This window comes from Streptomyces sp. Tek67B01 (assembly GCF_055231995.1).
The window spans coordinates 5843195-5857718 of the sequence record NZ_JBUYUY010000001.1 but is presented as its reverse complement, the minus strand read 5'-3'; the positions used below and the strand labels follow the sequence as shown (position 1 = coordinate 5857718).

The 14524-nt window shown below is 69.4% G+C and carries 16 protein-coding genes; all 16 read right to left on the bottom strand.

Annotated features, from left to right (window positions below):
• Positions 1 to 10: 10 nt before the first annotated feature.
• The gene (locus ACV7NM_RS26410; RefSeq protein ID WP_463412605.1) at positions 11 to 751 is read right to left on the bottom strand and encodes a type 1 glutamine amidotransferase domain-containing protein; all 741 of its coding nucleotides are present in this window, start codon (positions 749 to 751) and stop codon (positions 11 to 13) included.
• Positions 752 to 821: 70 nt separating this feature from the next.
• Positions 822 to 1568, bottom strand: coding sequence for a MinD/ParA family ATP-binding protein (locus ACV7NM_RS26405; RefSeq protein ID WP_463412604.1), 747 nt, complete (start codon positions 1566 to 1568; stop codon positions 822 to 824).
• Complete coding sequence (locus ACV7NM_RS26400) at positions 1568 to 2818, bottom strand: PP2C family protein-serine/threonine phosphatase (protein WP_136210827.1); 1251 nt, start codon at positions 2816 to 2818, stop codon at positions 1568 to 1570. The genes ACV7NM_RS26405 and ACV7NM_RS26400 overlap by 1 nt, the downstream gene beginning before the upstream one ends.
• Positions 2800 to 3255, bottom strand: coding sequence for an ATP-binding protein (locus ACV7NM_RS26395; protein ID WP_463414074.1), 456 nt, complete (start codon positions 3253 to 3255; stop codon positions 2800 to 2802). Before ACV7NM_RS26395 ends, ACV7NM_RS26400 begins: the two co-directional genes overlap by 19 nt.
• 14 nt (positions 3256 to 3269) lie before the next feature.
• A complete protein-coding gene (locus ACV7NM_RS26390; RefSeq protein WP_463412603.1) occupies positions 3270 to 3581 on the bottom strand; it encodes an STAS domain-containing protein in 312 nt (103 codons plus the stop codon).
• A gap of 16 nt (positions 3582 to 3597) precedes the next feature.
• Positions 3598 to 5745 (bottom strand): glycogen debranching protein GlgX, encoded by a 2148-nt coding sequence (gene glgX, locus ACV7NM_RS26385; RefSeq protein ID WP_463412602.1) that lies wholly within the window; start codon positions 5743 to 5745, stop codon positions 3598 to 3600.
• On the bottom strand, positions 5742 to 6074 hold the full coding sequence (locus tag ACV7NM_RS26380; RefSeq protein ID WP_463412601.1) for an STAS domain-containing protein: 333 nt from the start codon (positions 6072 to 6074) through the stop codon (positions 5742 to 5744). The genes glgX and ACV7NM_RS26380 overlap by 4 nt, the downstream gene beginning before the upstream one ends.
• A 52-nt stretch (positions 6075 to 6126) precedes the next feature.
• On the bottom strand, positions 6127 to 7947 hold the full coding sequence (locus tag ACV7NM_RS26375; protein ID WP_463412600.1) for an AGE family epimerase/isomerase: 1821 nt from the start codon (positions 7945 to 7947) through the stop codon (positions 6127 to 6129).
• A gap of 3 nt (positions 7948 to 7950) precedes the next feature.
• Positions 7951 to 8406 carry a VOC family protein gene (locus ACV7NM_RS26370; protein ID WP_463412599.1) on the bottom strand — a complete coding sequence of 152 codons (456 nt, stop codon included), beginning with the start codon at positions 8404 to 8406 and terminating at the stop codon, positions 7951 to 7953.
• Positions 8406 to 9017 (bottom strand): DJ-1/PfpI family protein, encoded by a 612-nt coding sequence (locus ACV7NM_RS26365; protein WP_463412598.1) that lies wholly within the window; start codon positions 9015 to 9017, stop codon positions 8406 to 8408. The genes ACV7NM_RS26370 and ACV7NM_RS26365 overlap by 1 nt, the downstream gene beginning before the upstream one ends.
• On the bottom strand, positions 9010 to 10614 hold the full coding sequence (locus tag ACV7NM_RS26360) for a GMC family oxidoreductase (RefSeq protein WP_463412597.1): 1605 nt from the start codon (positions 10612 to 10614) through the stop codon (positions 9010 to 9012). Before ACV7NM_RS26360 ends, ACV7NM_RS26365 begins: the two co-directional genes overlap by 8 nt.
• Positions 10615 to 10625: 11 nt before the next feature.
• Positions 10626 to 11006: a nuclear transport factor 2 family protein gene (locus ACV7NM_RS26355; protein WP_463412596.1), complete on the bottom strand. Its 381-nt coding sequence runs from the start codon at positions 11004 to 11006 to the stop codon at positions 10626 to 10628.
• A 13-nt stretch (positions 11007 to 11019) separates the two neighbouring features.
• A complete protein-coding gene (locus ACV7NM_RS26350; RefSeq protein WP_463412595.1) occupies positions 11020 to 11475 on the bottom strand; it encodes a nuclear transport factor 2 family protein in 456 nt (151 codons plus the stop codon).
• A 29-nt stretch (positions 11476 to 11504) separates the two neighbouring features.
• Entirely contained in the window at positions 11505 to 11936 is a 432-nt protein-coding gene (locus tag ACV7NM_RS26345) for a nuclear transport factor 2 family protein (protein ID WP_361315774.1), read from the bottom strand.
• 53 nt (positions 11937 to 11989) lie between these two features.
• A complete protein-coding gene (locus tag ACV7NM_RS26340; RefSeq protein ID WP_463412594.1) occupies positions 11990 to 13627 on the bottom strand; it encodes a thiamine pyrophosphate-binding protein in 1638 nt (545 codons plus the stop codon).
• Between the two features lie 31 nt (positions 13628 to 13658).
• Positions 13659 to 14483: a type 1 glutamine amidotransferase domain-containing protein gene (locus tag ACV7NM_RS26335; RefSeq protein WP_463412593.1), complete on the bottom strand. Its 825-nt coding sequence runs from the start codon at positions 14481 to 14483 to the stop codon at positions 13659 to 13661.
• Positions 14484 to 14524: the final 41 nt, after the last annotated feature.

Here is a 14524-nt window from a genome sequence, read left to right as displayed (position 1 = left end):
CGGGGGCCTGTCAGCCCTTCGCGAGCTGCGCTAAGAAGGTCTCGGCGAGGGCCTTGGAGGAGTACGGGTTCTGGCCGGTGGTGAGCTTGCGGTCGACGACGACGTGCGAGTCCCAGATCGCCTCGGCCTTCTCGTAGCGGGCGCCGAGTCTGGTGAGTTCGACCTCGAGGATCAGCGGGAGCCGCCCGGCCATGTTCGTGACGAGTTCCTCGCTGTGCGAGAAGGCCGTCATCCGGTAGCCCTCGAACGGCCAGCGGCCCTCGCCGTCGCGCAGCGCGAGCAGCGAGGTGTGACCGTGGCAGACGGTGGCCAGCGGCTTGTCCTGGGCGATGGCCCACCGCAGGATCTGGGCGAGCTCGTCGGACTTCGGCAGGTCGCCGATGGCGCCGTGGCCGCCGCTGACGTAGATCCCGTCGTAGTCGGCGATGTCCTTCTCGCCGAGGGATTCGAGCGCGATCGGGCTTTCGAGTTGCGGGGTGCTCCCGATGACCCGTACGTATTCGGCCGCGTTGGCGGCGTCCTCGTCGGGGGAGCCCGCGGGCCGGACGTACTGGAGGAACTGCGGGTCGATGCTGGTCCGGTCGACCGTCGGGGCCTGGCCGCCGATCGTCGCCACGTCCACGGTGTGGCCGGCGTCGCGGAAGAGGGTGTAGGGCACGACGAATTCCTCTGCCCAGAAACCCGAGGGGTGTTGTTCCCCGTCGAGCAGATGGAGCGTGGCCTTTGCCGTCATGACGACGAGGATCTTCATGACTGATCTCCTTGTTCTGGAATCGCTGCCGATTCAACACGCCGCCCGCGAGGGGCGTAAGGGGGGAGCGTCAGGCGCGCGATACTTCGTCACGTGCGTCCAGCGCCGAGATGATGGTGCGGAATTCACCGACCAGGGGGTGGTCGGGATGGGCTTCGGCGAATATGCGCTCGCCGTACAGAGCGGCCATTTCCGGTACGTACGGAAGGATTCCGGCCAGGGGCGCCCCGTAGACCTCCTCGGCGCGCCGGCGGGCGTCCACCCGGTCGACGCCCTCGGGGGCCATGCTCAGGACGAGCGCCCGCCGGCAGGCCAGTCGCCCGGCGAGGGAGAGGGTCTCCTCGACCCCGGAGAGGTCGACGCGGTCGGCCCGCGCCATGATCAGCACCACGTCGGCGCTGGCCATGGCGGTCACCGACTCGTTGTTGAGCCCGGCGTGGGTGTCGAGCAACAGGACGTCGAGCGCGTAGTGCTCGGACAGCCGCTCGAAGCCCTCCGGGAGCAGCCCCACGTCGTAGCCGGTGGACATGAGTTCGCGCAGGGCCGCGGTCCCGGTCCGCGCCGGTACGACGTACAGCCCGGGTACACCGGTCTTCTGTGCCGCGGTCTCGATCTCGCAGCGGCCGAGGAGGTAGTCGGCGAGCGAGCCGGCGCCCGGGCCGATCCGGAACAGCAGGTCCAGGGTGGGCGACTGGATGTCCGTGTCGACCACCCCCACCCGGCGTCCCCCGGCCGCGATCAGCAGCGCGAGGTTCGCCAGTACCGAGGACTTGCCGGTACCGCCACGGTGTGAGTGCACCACGATGGTCCGGGTCATCAGGCCGCCGCCGTTCGGTCCGCGTGCGGCCCCCGCGCCGCACGTGGCCGGTGCAGGGCCAGCATGGTGACGTCGTCGTGCTGTTCGGCGAGCCCGGTGTGCTCGCGCACCGCCAGGTCGATCCGGTCGACCACGTCCTTGCCGCTCACGGGCGGGCCCCCGAGCAGTTCCAGCATCCGCTCGTCGCCGAGGAAGGTTCCTTCCGGGCAGCGGGCCTCCGGTACCCCGTCCGTGAACACGAAGAGGGTGTCCCCGGGGTTCAACTGGGCGTAGCCGAGGGTGTAGACGCAGTCGGGCAGGACGCCGACGGCCGGCCCTGTGACGTCGAGCGGGACGGGCACGTCGCCGGAGCCGGACAGCAGCAGGGGCGGGTTGTGGCCGCCGTTGATGTAGACCAGGCTGCCGGTGAGCGGGTCGAGCACCCCGAAGAACAGGGTGGCGAAGTAGCCCTGCCGCAGGTGGTTGCGGGTGAGGTAGCCGTTGGTCGCCGTGACCGCGTTGAGCAGCGGGGTGGCGCCGACGACGGGGGTGCGACGGCTGCCCCCCGTACGGCCGGCCGCCATCAGGTGCTGGAGACCGCTGTTCTCGGCGGTGTGCCGCAGCAGGGAGCGGATCAGTGCCATGAAGAGGGCCGCCCCGACACCCTTGTCGCAGACGTCGGCGACGACCACCGCGAGCCGGCGGCCCCGGGACATCTCGAAGACGTCGTAGAAGTCGCCGGCGACCTGGCGTGCGGGCCGGAAGCGTACGTCTATCTCCCAGCCGGCCGGGACGGGCAGCGATTCGGGCAGGAACCCGGCCTGGATCTCCCGGCCGATCTCCAGTTCCTTCTCGTAGCCCATCAGTTCGGCGCGGGCGTCCGCCTCGCGCAGGGTCCGGCCGAGCCCGGCCCGCTCGGAGCAGCTGTGCAGCCTGGCACCGACCAGGGCGGGCAGGAACGGCGGTACGAGGTAGTCGTGGCCGAGCCGTACGTGCTGCTCGAGGGCGGCGAACTCCGCCACCGTCCAGACGACCACGATCGGGGCCCCGGCCCAGCGGCGCAGCCGGCGTACGGCCATCCGCACGCTCTCGCCGTCGGCCTCGGCCGGGGCGAGCAGCACGTCCGCCACGGGCAGCACTTCCAGTGGGCCTCGCAGCAGTTCCGTCAGGGTGCGGGGGACGAGTTCCGCGTCCATCAGCCTGAGTGCGTCGAGCAGTTCGGGCGTGGGAGGCGGGTACTCGTCGAGGATGATCACGGTCGTGGAGGGCATGGGTCCGTCCCCTCGGCCTTCACGGTCAGCGTGCTGACGTTCCGGCCGTCCATGCGTGCGTAGCTGAATTCGTCCACGCTGGTGAGAGCCAGGTGGATGCCGAGACCGCCGACCCGCCGCCGTTCCGGGGGGACCCCGGTGGCGGGGGGCAGGCAGCCTCGGACGGGGTCGAAGGGAGGTGCGGCGTCTTCGATGACGATCCGCACCCCGCCGGGGCGGGAGTGGCCGCGGACGGTGATCCGTCCGCCGCCACACCGGTACCCGTGCGTGATCACGTTCGTGGCCAGCTCGTCCACGGCCAGCCGGATCCGGTACGTGGCCCGTTTGCCCAGGCGTGCCCGGCCGGCCAGGCGCAGGACGAACGCGGCGATGTCGCCCAGTGCCCCGACCTTCGCGGGCACGTCCAGTACGGAGGGCTTGCTCGCCAGTTCGACCATGTCGCCCACGGCCGTCAGTCGTCGGAGAGCAGGATGCTCCGGTCCAGTCCGGCGGTGCGGATGGTCCGGGACACGGGCTCGATGGCGCCGACCACCTTGATGGTGACGTGGTCGGCCACCTTCTGCTGGGCGAAGACCAGGGAGCGCAGTCCGGCGCTGGCCATGTAGCCGACGCCGGCCATCCGGATCTCGACGGTGTTGGTGCCGTGGCCCGCGGCCTTCTCGATCGTCTGGTGGAAGTCCGGGGCCGTGTTGGCGTCCAGCTCGCCCGCCAGTTCGATCACGGTGGTGTCGCCCTCGATGCTCAGGGACACGGAAAGCGGCATGTCAGGTCTCCTTCGGTCAGAACGTCCCGGTCGTCTCGGGCTCGTTCGTACGGCCCACGAGGATCACGACGGAGCGGGGGCCGATCAGGTACTTGCCGGCGTTGTCCAGCTCCTGCTCCGCACCGGGGGTGCGGATGTCGTACGGCGCCTCGGCCGAGGTGTCGGCGAACAGGTGCCAGGTCCGCCCGCCGGGCAGGGCGGGCAGTTCCAGGTCGTGCGACTCCCAGTGCGAGTTCATGGCCACGTACACCACGTCGTCGTCCCCGGTGCCGCAACGTGCCACCGCCAACAGCCGGCTCTCCTGCGACCAGTCGGGCTGCCAGGCCCGCTCCCCGTGCCAGCTGATGTCGGGCAGCCCCAGGGCGTCCCGCATCTGTCCGGTGGGGTGCGAGGTGGAGCGCAGCTCGCGATGGTGCTTGCGGAAGGCGATCAGCTCGCGGGTGAACCGGAGCAGTTCGGCGTTCTCGTCGACCTGGTCCCAGTCGAACCAGGACAGTTCGTTGTCCTGGCAGTACGTGTTGTTGTTGCCCTGCTGGGTGCGCGCCACCTCATCACCGGACAGCAGCATCGGGATGCCCTGACTGGTGAAGAGGATGGCCAGCGCGTTCTTCATCTGGCGCAGGCGCAGCGCGTTGACGTCGGGGTCGTCGGTGGGCCCTTCGGCCCCGCAGTTCCAGCTGGCGTTGTCGTTGCCACCGTCGTTGTTGCCCTCGCCGTTGGCCTCGTTGTGCTTGTCGTTGAACGAGACGAGGTCGGCGAGGGTGAACCCGTCGTGCGCGGTCAGGAAGTTGACCGACGCCGAGGTGCCGCGGGTGGAGTAGAGGTCGGGCGAGCCCGCGACCCGGGTGGCGAGTTCCCCGGTGACCCCGGGGTCGCCCTTGAGGAAGCTGCGGACGGTGTCACGGTACTTGCCGTTCCATTCGGCCCAGCGTCCGTACGCCGGGAAGTTGCCGACCTCGTAGAGGCCGCCGGCGTCCCAGGCCTCGGCGATGAGCTTGGTGTGCCGCAGCACCGGGTCGAAGGCGAGCGATTCCAGCAGCGGCGGGTTGGGCAGCGGGGTGCCGTCCGCGGAGCGGCCGAGGATGGCCGCGAGGTCGAAGCGGAAGCCGTCGATGTGGTAGTCGGCCACCCAGTGGCGCAGGCAGTCGAGTACGTAGTTGCGCACCACGGGGTGGTTGCAGTTGACGGTGTTGCCGGTGCCGCTGAAGTTGAAGTAGTACCCCTCGGGCGTGAGCATGTAGTACGTGGCGTTGTCGAGCCCCTTGAAGGAGATCGTCGGGCCTTGCTCGTTGCCCTCGGCGGTGTGGTTGAAGACGACGTCGAGGATGACCTCGATGCCGGCCGCGTGCAGATCCTTGATCAGGGTGCGGAACTCGTCGCCCTGCATCCCGTAGCGTCCGGTGGCCGCGTAGCCGGCCTTGGGCGCGAAGAACGAGACGGTGTTGTAGCCCCAGTAGTCGTAGAGCTTCTCGCCGGTCTCCGGGTTGCTCCGCGGGTTGTCGCTCTCGTCGAACTCGAACACCGGCAGGAGCTCGATGCAGTTGATCCCGAGTTCCTTGAGGTACGGGATCTTCTCGCGCAGCCCGGCGAACGTCCCGGGGGCGGTGACCCCCGAGGAGGGGTGCCGGGTGAAACCGCGTACGTGGGCCTCGTAGACGACGAGGTCCTCGGCGGGTATCCGCAGCGGGGTGTCGTCGCCCCAGTCGAAGTCCTGGAGGCAGACCCGCGAACGGTACTGGTAGCCGCGGCTGCGGTCCGGTTCCACGCCCCACACGTCACGGCCGGCGATCAGCCGCGCGTAGGGGTCGGAGAGGACCTGGCGGGCGTCGAAGCGGTGGCCGGTGACGGGGTCGTAGGGGCCGTCGGCCCGGTACCCGTACTCGATGTTCTCGTGGTCGAGACCGAAGACCGTCATCGCGAAGACGCTGCCGGTGCGGAACTCCTCGGGGAACTCCAGCTCGGCCATCGGCTCGGCCTCGCCGCGCTTGTAGATGACCAGGGTCATGGAGGTGGCCTGGTCGGAGAAGACGGAGAAGCTGACCCCGCCGGGGACCACGTTGGCCCCGAAGGGGAACGGCTTGCCGGCGCGGACCCGGTACCCGCCCACCTCGTGGGTCGGGTAGGCGTCGACGCGCAGGACCTGTTCGCTCGTGGTTTCGCTCATCGCGCGGCCCGGACCTTCGCGATGGCCGCTTCCGCCTCGCCGGTGGAGAAGAAGTCCAGGAAGCCGGTGGCCGACATGACGAACCGGACTTCCTCGCTCACCCCGTACAGGGTGACGGCGACACCGGCGTGCTGGGCCTCCCGGTAGACGACGAGCAGGGTGCGCAGGCCGGCGCTGGAGACGTAGGTGACGGCGGTGAGGTCGATGCGCAGCGACCGTCCCTCGCGGACGAGCGGCAGCAGGGCCTGGAGCAGCTGCCCCGAGGTCTCGCTGTTGATCTCACCGGTGGCGACGAGGACCGTGCCGCCCTTGTTCCGGCGTTCTTTCACGTGAAGAGTCATTGTCTTCTTCCCCTCATGGTGGGGCGCCCCCCGTTGGGCATTACCTGGTGACCGGCCGGAGCCGGACCTTGACCTTGACCCGGCCCTGGACGTCGGGCAGCCGGACCGTGAGGCCCTTCGCGTCGAAGTCCGTCCACGGCTTCTCGTCGATCTCGACGGACGCGACCTCGACGGAGCTTGCGGGCAGGAGGTCGGGTGAGACGCGCAGGACGCGGTCGGGCAGGTCCGTGGGGTCGGGCTGGAAGTGGAAGTCCATTTCCCGGCCGTTGATGAGCAGGTTGTTGTAGACGGCGGAGAGGTAGCAGAGTTCCGCCGAGTGGTACATGGACATCGAGTGGCTGCCCTTGAGCCGCTCGGTGCCGAGCAGGTACGGCGTACCGCTGGCGAGCACGTTGAAGTAGACGGCTCCCTCGTCGTGGTCGAGGAAGAAGGTGTTGTAGAAGGCCTCCGCCTGCCGGGCCTCGCGCAGGAAGCCGTCCCCGCCGACCGTGCCGTTCAGGATGAGGTAGGCGAGGATCGCCTGCTCCTGCTGCCACCACGCCTTGCGGTCGTGCCAGGCGAAGCGGTACGACTCCTCGTCGCCCTCCCTCACCCGTTCGACCACGTCGTACCAGCCGCCGCGCTGCTGGTCGCTGCCGACGGCGGGCATGATCTCGCCGATCTTGCGGGCGAGCTCCTCGTAGGCCGGCTTGGCCTTCAGCGAGTTCATCCGCATCAGGTTCCAGGCGATCTTGAGGTTGTGACCGACCACGGCGCGGTTCTGCTGCCAGCTGTGCGTCGTGTCGTGTGACCAGTCGCGGTAGAAGCGTTCCTGGACGAAGGGGCTGTTCTTGTAGTCCGGGAACTTGTCCGCGATGGTGTCGAAGGTGTACTCCAGGAAGTCGGCGTACTTCTGGTCGCCGGTCGCCAGGTACAGGTTGATCAGGTAGGCGGGCGCGTGGTCGCCGACCGAGTTCCAGTTCTTGCGCTCCGCGTTCTCGCCCAGCGACTCGTGGTCGGCGCTGAAGAGGATCGGGTCGATGTGCGAGTAGTAGCCGCCCAGTTCCTCGTCCTTGAAGAACTTGTCGAACAGCCGGATGGTGGCGTCCGCGTCGTCCTTGATCCGTACGTCACCGGTGACGCGGTACGTCTGGATGGGACCGGCCAGGGCGTAGATCTGCTCGTACATCGGGATCGCGTCGTAGTCGTCGGAGAACTCCGAGGTGAACAGCTTGCGTTCGCTGTCCCCGTCGACGCGGATGCCGTGGTACCAGAAGACCACGTCCTCCTCGCTGTCCACGACCCGCATGTGCTTGCGCAGGTACTCGGTGCCGCGTTCGGCGACCTCCAGGTACTCGTCCTTGCCGGTCAGCAGGTAGGCCGAGGCCATGCCGTAGACCAGGCGGGAGATGGTGTCGGTCTCCTGGACGTGGCTGGCGGTCTTGTCGCCGCCGAGCCGGATCTCGGTGCGGTACTCGGCGAAGTCCACGGGCCCGTCGCCGAACTGGGCCCGCTTGTAGAAGTCGGCCAGCGACTCGATCTGCTTGATCCACCAGCTGGGTTCCTCGAACCGGTAGTCCTCCGCGCCGCGGCCGAGGAACACCAGGCGCTTGGCGTCGAAGCGGCCGTCGGCCCGCGGGTAGTGGACGCCGTAGGCGAACAGGAGCCGGCCCGGCGAGAGCATCTCGTCGATGTGCCCGGAGGCGTCGATGTACGGCTCGTCGAGGTTGCGCACCAGCTCGGCGCTGGGGTCACCGGCCAGCGAGACGTCGAACTCGCGGCCGTCGGAGGTCTTCAGCCGCAACAGCCTGCTGCGGGAGTCGAAGCGGACGACGTAGCCCGCGATCGTGTCGGAGAAGGAGAAACCCACGGCGTCAGCCATGTTTCACACACCGTCCTTGTCGTGAGAGCTGTCGTCCTCGTATCCCTGGCTGACCTCGACGATCACGCCGTCCGGGTCGCGGAGCCACACGGTCCGCCACCCGCAGATGAAGTCGTCGAAGTCGAGCGGCCCCAGGGTCACTTCCGCCGCGTCGCCGAGCTCCGCCAAGAACGCGTCCACGTCGTCGGTCTGGAAGGCCAGGTGGCGCATGCGGCCCGGGGCCTGCGGCCCGTCTCCCCCGGCTGCCGTCGGGGAGGCCCCCTGCGCCGGTCGGTCCGGTTCGGTGCCGGCCGTGAAGAGCTCCAGGTACGCGTCCCCCTTGCGCAGGAACACGATCCGCGAGTCGCCGAGGTCGACCACCCGGGCTCGGGCGAAGCCGAAGTAGCGGGTGTAGAACTCCTCGGTGGTCTTCTGGTCGGCGCAGTTCAGGCCCACGTGGGACCAGACCGTCCCGGCCATCAGGCCGCCCCCCGGCCCCGCCCCGCCGCGATCAACTCGATGATCCGGCGGGCGAAGAGGTGGTGGTGGGCGCCGGTGCGCCCGGTGACCAGGTCACCGTCGACGACCACGTCCTCGTTGACGTACTCGGCGCCCATGTTCCGGACGTCGCCGATGAGGTTGTTGTGACAGACCACCTTGCGACCGCGGATCTTCTCGGGGATCGAGGAGGCGAGCCACATGCCGTGACAGATGATCCCCTTGAGGACCGTCGGCTCCTCGAACGCCCGGCGCAGCAGCTCCGTGGCGGGCGCCAGGACGTCCACGTCCTCGGTGTAGCGCAGCCGGTCGGCCACCATGCCCGAGGGGACGATGATCGCCGCGTACCGGCGCAGCTCCTCGTCGCCCAGCCCCTCCAGGGACTTGTCGGCGGTGAACGGCGCCCGGTACTCGTGGCCGGTGAAGGTGATGGAGTCGTTTCCCCACAGCCGGGTCAGGAAGTCGACCTCGGCGCCCTCCTCGGCGAACCGGTGCTGGTAGTAGAAGATCTCCGGCTCGTAGAAGTCGCTCTCGACCAGGACCGCGATCCGGGTCCCGGTCAGGGCGCCCTCGCGTAGTACGACGTCAGGCACGGGACACTCCCTTCAGGAAGTCCGCCGCGCGCTCGGCGATCATCGCGATGGCGGTGTGGCAGTTGCCCGAGGGGACCGCGGGCATCACGCTGGCGTCGACGACGCGCAGGTTCCGTACGCCGTGCACCCGCAGTTGCGGGTCGACGACGGAGAGGTCGTCGACGCCCATGCGGCAGGAGCCGGCCTGGTGGTGGTAGCTCTCGGACTTCTGCTTCACGAAGGTCCGCAGGTCCTCGTCGCTCACGTAGCCCGGCCCGGGCTGGAGCTCCTGCTTGTACCAGGGGGAGAACGCGGAGGTGGCGAAGAGCTCCCGGGCGATCTTGACGCCTTGCACCATCCGTTCCAGGTCCCACCGGTCGCCCAGGTAATTCGGGTTGATCAGCGGGTGGGCCAGCGGGTCGGCGCCCGCCAGCCTGATCCAGCCGCGCGAGACGGGTCGTACGACCCCGGGCAGGATGCTCACCGTGTTGGGGTGGTCCTGACCGACGATCACGTCGAACGGCACGTGCACGAAGGCGATCTGGAGGTCGGGCGCGGGCAGTCCCGGCTGCGAGGACAGGAACAGAGCGCTCTCCGACAGGTTCTGCGCCGGCGGCGGCAGCTCCTGCGTGACCTCCGCCATCAGCCCGGTCAGCACGTGGTTGTGGAAGTTCTCGCCCACCCCGGGCACGGCCGCGGTGACCCCGATGCCGTGTTCGCGCAGCTGCTCGGGGTGCCCGATGCCGGAGAGCAGCAGCAGCTTCGGGGACTCGATCGCCCCGGCGGCCACGATCACCTCCCGGCGGGCCCGTACGGTGTGCGTCCCCGGCTCGGCGGCGGCGCTGTGCCCGTCGCCCACCACGCGGCCCGCGATGGGGGCGGCCGGTGCGAGGCGGACGTACTCGACACCGGTGCAGGTGTCCCCGTCGAAGAGCAGCCGGGTGCTCTGCGCACCGGTGCGCAGGGTCAGGTTGGCCCGCTCCAGCGCCGGCTCCAGGTAGGCGGCGAGGGCGCCCTGGCGGCGGCCGTCCGCGACGTCGATGTGGTGCCAGCCGGTGCCGAAGAGTCCGCGCCGGGGCCCGTCCGTGTTGAAGTCGGCGATCTCCTGGTGGCCGAGCTCCACGGCCGCGTCGATGAAGGCGCGGGAGGTCGGGTTGGGGTTGTGCCGTCCGGCGTGGGTGATGCGCTGCGGGCCGCCGGTACCGGTGGTGCCGGCCGTGGCGTCCTCCTGGCCCTCCAGGAGGGCGAAGTAGGGCAGCACGTCCTCGTGCGCCCAGCCCGCGGCGCCCTGGTAGGCCCAGTTGTCGAAGTCCGAGGCGTGGCCCCGGATGTGCATCATGATGTAGAGGTTGCTGCTGCCGCCGGGTGCCTTGCCGCGCGGTTCGTACGTACGGCGGCCGTCGAGCCCCGGCTGCGGGACGCTGGTGTAGCCCCAGTCGACGGGTCCGCCCAGCAGCTTGTACCAGGAGGACGGGTCGTCCACCTCGGGCGGGATGCGGTCGCCGCCGGCCTCCAGGACGAGGACGGAGACGTCCGGGTCCTCGGAGAGACGGTTCGCCAGGACACTGCCGGCGGTGCCGGACCCCACGATGATGTAGTCGTACTCATCTCTCGCCATCACGCCGCCCCTCAGCCCTGGCCGAGCACCTGGAAGGGCACGGTGTCGTGGTGGTTCGACATGTAGACGATCTTTCCGTCCACGATCCGGAAGAAGTTCATGACCTCGGCCTCGATGGCCTCGCCGGCGGGACTGACGGCGGTGAGGTGGGAGACGGCCGCGGCCTGCTCCCCGTCGACGAGGAAGTGCACGGGCTCGTTCCGGAAGCTCCGGTACATCGTCCCCATGCCCTTCATCATCGAGCGCAGCGTCTCCAGGCCCTCGACGTGTCCGGCGAGCTGCTCGTCCATGACCTGGTCGTCGGCGAACAGGTCGCACCAGCGGTCCCAGTCCCCGGCATTGGCGTATTCGTAGTACTTCCGCAGGATCTCTCGTGCGTCCAACGCGCTCATCGCGTTCCTCCCCCTATCGGTCTCTGCGGGTTCCGTCGGGCGCGAAGGGCGCCCAGAACTGGCTGAAGGCGGTCGCCGTGTCGCCGAAGAGCCCGTCGCGGCCCTCGACGATCCGCCCGTCCCGCCACCGCATGAAGTGGAAGACCGGGTAGTCCATCCGCTCGTACGGGGACCCGCTCGCCCCGTCCGCGCCGTCGCGCACGGCGACGTTGCGGCACACGTCGGCGCTGCAGTCCTCGCCGACGAGCACCGCCTCGATGTCCATCCGGAAGGTGCCGCCCGTGAGCTTGTGGGTCTGCCCCATCAGCTCCAGGAAGGCGTCCAGGCTCTCGTACCAGCCGGCGAGCGGATGGTTGCCCGGCACCAGCCAGCGCAGGTCCTCGGAGTAGTACTCCAGGATGCGCGCCCGGTCACCGGAGCCGAGCGCCTGGTAGGCCGCCCGCACCCGCTCCCGCGTCACTTCGGTCATCGCCCCTCCTCCTACGTCTGCGCAGCCGGTCAGAGGGAACCGGAACCGGGCATCGGCGCCAGTTCGTTGACGGTGTACTGCTTGATCAGCGGGCCGTCCTGGCCCGCCACCACGACCCAGGTCTGGTCGGCGTCGAAGCCGAGCCACTGGCTGCGCGCGGCCGGCGGGTCCCAGATCTTGGCCTGCCAGTTCACGAGGACCCGCACGATCGCCCGGTCGCCCTCGATGACGGGCTCGACCTTCGTGACGGTGTGGACCTCGTCGAAGAAGCGGGAGGTCACGGCGGCGTACCAGCGGCCGAAGCCCTCGTGTCCGAGGAAGGTGTCCTCGGGGACCTTGAACTCCAGGTCCTCGGTGATGAGGCCGAGCACCCGGTCCAGCGGAAGGTGCTGGTCCAGGGCCACGTACCAGTTCTCGGCGAAGCTGCGGATCGCGTCCTCGGTCAGCCGCTCGGCGGGCATGCGGTCTCCTCCTGTCCGTACCGGTGCAGTGGTGTCAGGGCGTGGTGCGGGGATCAGATCTGGATGTCGACGAGGTACGGGCCGGGGTGGTCCAGCATCCGGCCCACGGCCGCGACCGCCTCGTCCGGCTTCTCCACCCGTGTCCCGTCCGCGCCGAGGGCGCGTGCCAGCCCGGCGAAGTCGATCTCGGGACGGGAGAGGTCGAAGGAGCCCGGGAAGTCGTGCTCGGCGATGTCCCGCTCCCGCCAGTACTGGGCGATGTTGTCGTCGAGCAGCCGGTACTTGCGGTTGTTGCAGACCACGAACTTGGCGTCGATGCCGTGCCGGACCGCGGTCCAGAGCGCCTGGTAGGTGTACATCGACCCGCCGTCGCCCGCGAAGCCGACGACGAGGCGGTCCGGTCGGGCCAGCTTGGCGCCGACCGCTCCCGGGAAGCCCACCCCGAGCGAACCGCCCCGGGTGAGGTGGTAGTCGCCCGGCCGCTCCGCCGGCAGGTACCTGGTGACCAGCGGCGAGGTGGTCAGCGCCTCGTCGAAGACGATGAGGTCGCCCCCCGTCCGCTCGGCCAGGGTTCGCAGGAAGACGGCCATCGGCGTGCCGTCGGCGTCCGGGGCGCCCGCCTCGGCGGCCCGCTCCCGGGCGCGGGCGTCCAGCCGGGCGGCCGCGGCGGCGCGCTGCCCGGTGGTCAGCCGGTGCTCCAGTACGCCCGCGAGCGCGCGCAGCGCCTGCTTGGGGTCGGCGGCCAGGCCCAGGTCCACGGGGTGGTTCTTGGCGATCTCGTAGGCGTTGAGGTCGATGTGCACGACCTTCGCACCGGCCCGGAAGGGGCTCTCCAGCTCGGGGAACACCTCCGGGAAGACGTAGGTGCCGACGATCAGGACCCCGTCCGCGCCGGCGACCAGCTCCTTGCTGTGCGGGCCGAACATGTGGCCCGTCTGGCCGCGGCGCAGCGGGTGTGACGCCGCGATGTTCACCTCGGAGGAGTCCACCTCGTACACGTCGGCGCCCAGCAGTTCGGCGACCGCCACGAGTTCGGCCTGTGCCCCCGACAGCGCCACCCCGTCGCCGATCAGTACGACCGGGCGTTCGGCGGAGGCGAGCAGCTCGGCCGCCCGGCCCACCGAGGCGGGTGAGGGCGCCACGTCCGTGAGCGGCACCTGGGTGGGCAGTACGGGCTCCGAGTTCGGCTCGTCCAGCACGTCCATCGGCAGTGCCACGAACACCGGTCCCCGCGGCGGGGTCAGGGCGATCTTGACGGCCCGCCGGATCGTGCGGAGCACCGAGCGCGGGTCGGTGACCCGGGTCGCGTACTTCGTCACCGGCTTGGCCATCGCCACCAGGTCGGACGCCATCTGCGCGTCCATGGCGTCGTAGCGGACCCCGGCGTCACCGGCGACCACCACGAGCGGGGTGTGGCCGCGCAGCGACTGGTAGAGCATTCCGATGCCGTTGCCCAGCCCCACACCGGAGTGCAGCTGGAGCAGGGCCGCGCCGCCGGTGGCCCGGGCGTAGCCGTCGGCGATGCCGGCGGCGACGGTCTCCTGGAGGGCGAGGACGTACCGGAAGTCCGTTGCCGCGTCGACCGCGTCGAGGAATCCCTGTTCGACCGTCCCCGGGTTTCCGAACATCACATTCAGGCCGTCGGCCTTGAACTGATCGATCAGCCTTTCCCGTCCGGGAGTGGCTTCCATGAATTCCCCCTCTTTCCCAGGAGTTACCGGACTACCATCCGTATCGGGTGAGCCCGTTCTCCAGGACTTCCACGATCTTCTGCCCCGTCAGATATGAATCGGGGGTCGAACGGCCGGTCACGAAGGGGAAGTCGACGATCACCGAAAGGGGGTGGCCGAAATTCCCGTGGTACGCGCCGCGCGGGCCGGTGGCATCGCGCAGGATGTACTCCAGCGGATACGGGGGCGGCCCCATGTTGAAGTCGGTACCGAGGAATCCGGTGCCGTCCTTGTAGTCGTATTCCTTGCAGTGGCCGGTAACGTGCTTGCCCCAGATGATGCTCTTGCGGTCGCCCCAGTCCCGGGCGAAGGCCAGGCAGGCCACCCCGTAGCACTCGGCCGCCACGACCTTGCCGGCGTTCTTGAAGGCGAGGATGAGGGCGTGGACCCGCTCGTTGTTGGCGAGGTCGGCGATGGGGCCGCTGCCGCCGACGATGAGGATCGCGTCGAAGGAGGCGATGTCCTCCTGGAGCTTGTCCAGATCGCGGTGGTACTGCTCCAGCTTGGGCAGGTAGTCCTTGTCGCTGGTGTACGGGCGTTCGGGCGCCCACGCCTCGATGTCGAGCGGCGAGTCGAGTCGGCTCGACTGCTCGAACTCGCGGCCCAGCCGCGCGTTCTCCTCGGTGGTCACCGACCGACCCAGCGGGGGGTCGACGTAGTGGGCGTCGAGGCTCGGCGGAAGTGCGTGGGCGCGCTTCCCGGTCGGCGTGGCGAATACGACTTCATAGCCCCGCTCGTCGAACTTCGATACCGGTCCGATCAGTTCTTCGGCCCAGTAACCGTGTTCGGAGACAATGACCAGAATCTTTCTGCTCACAGATTCCTCCAGGCGCCGCCTGTTGTGTTGGCGTCCCCCAC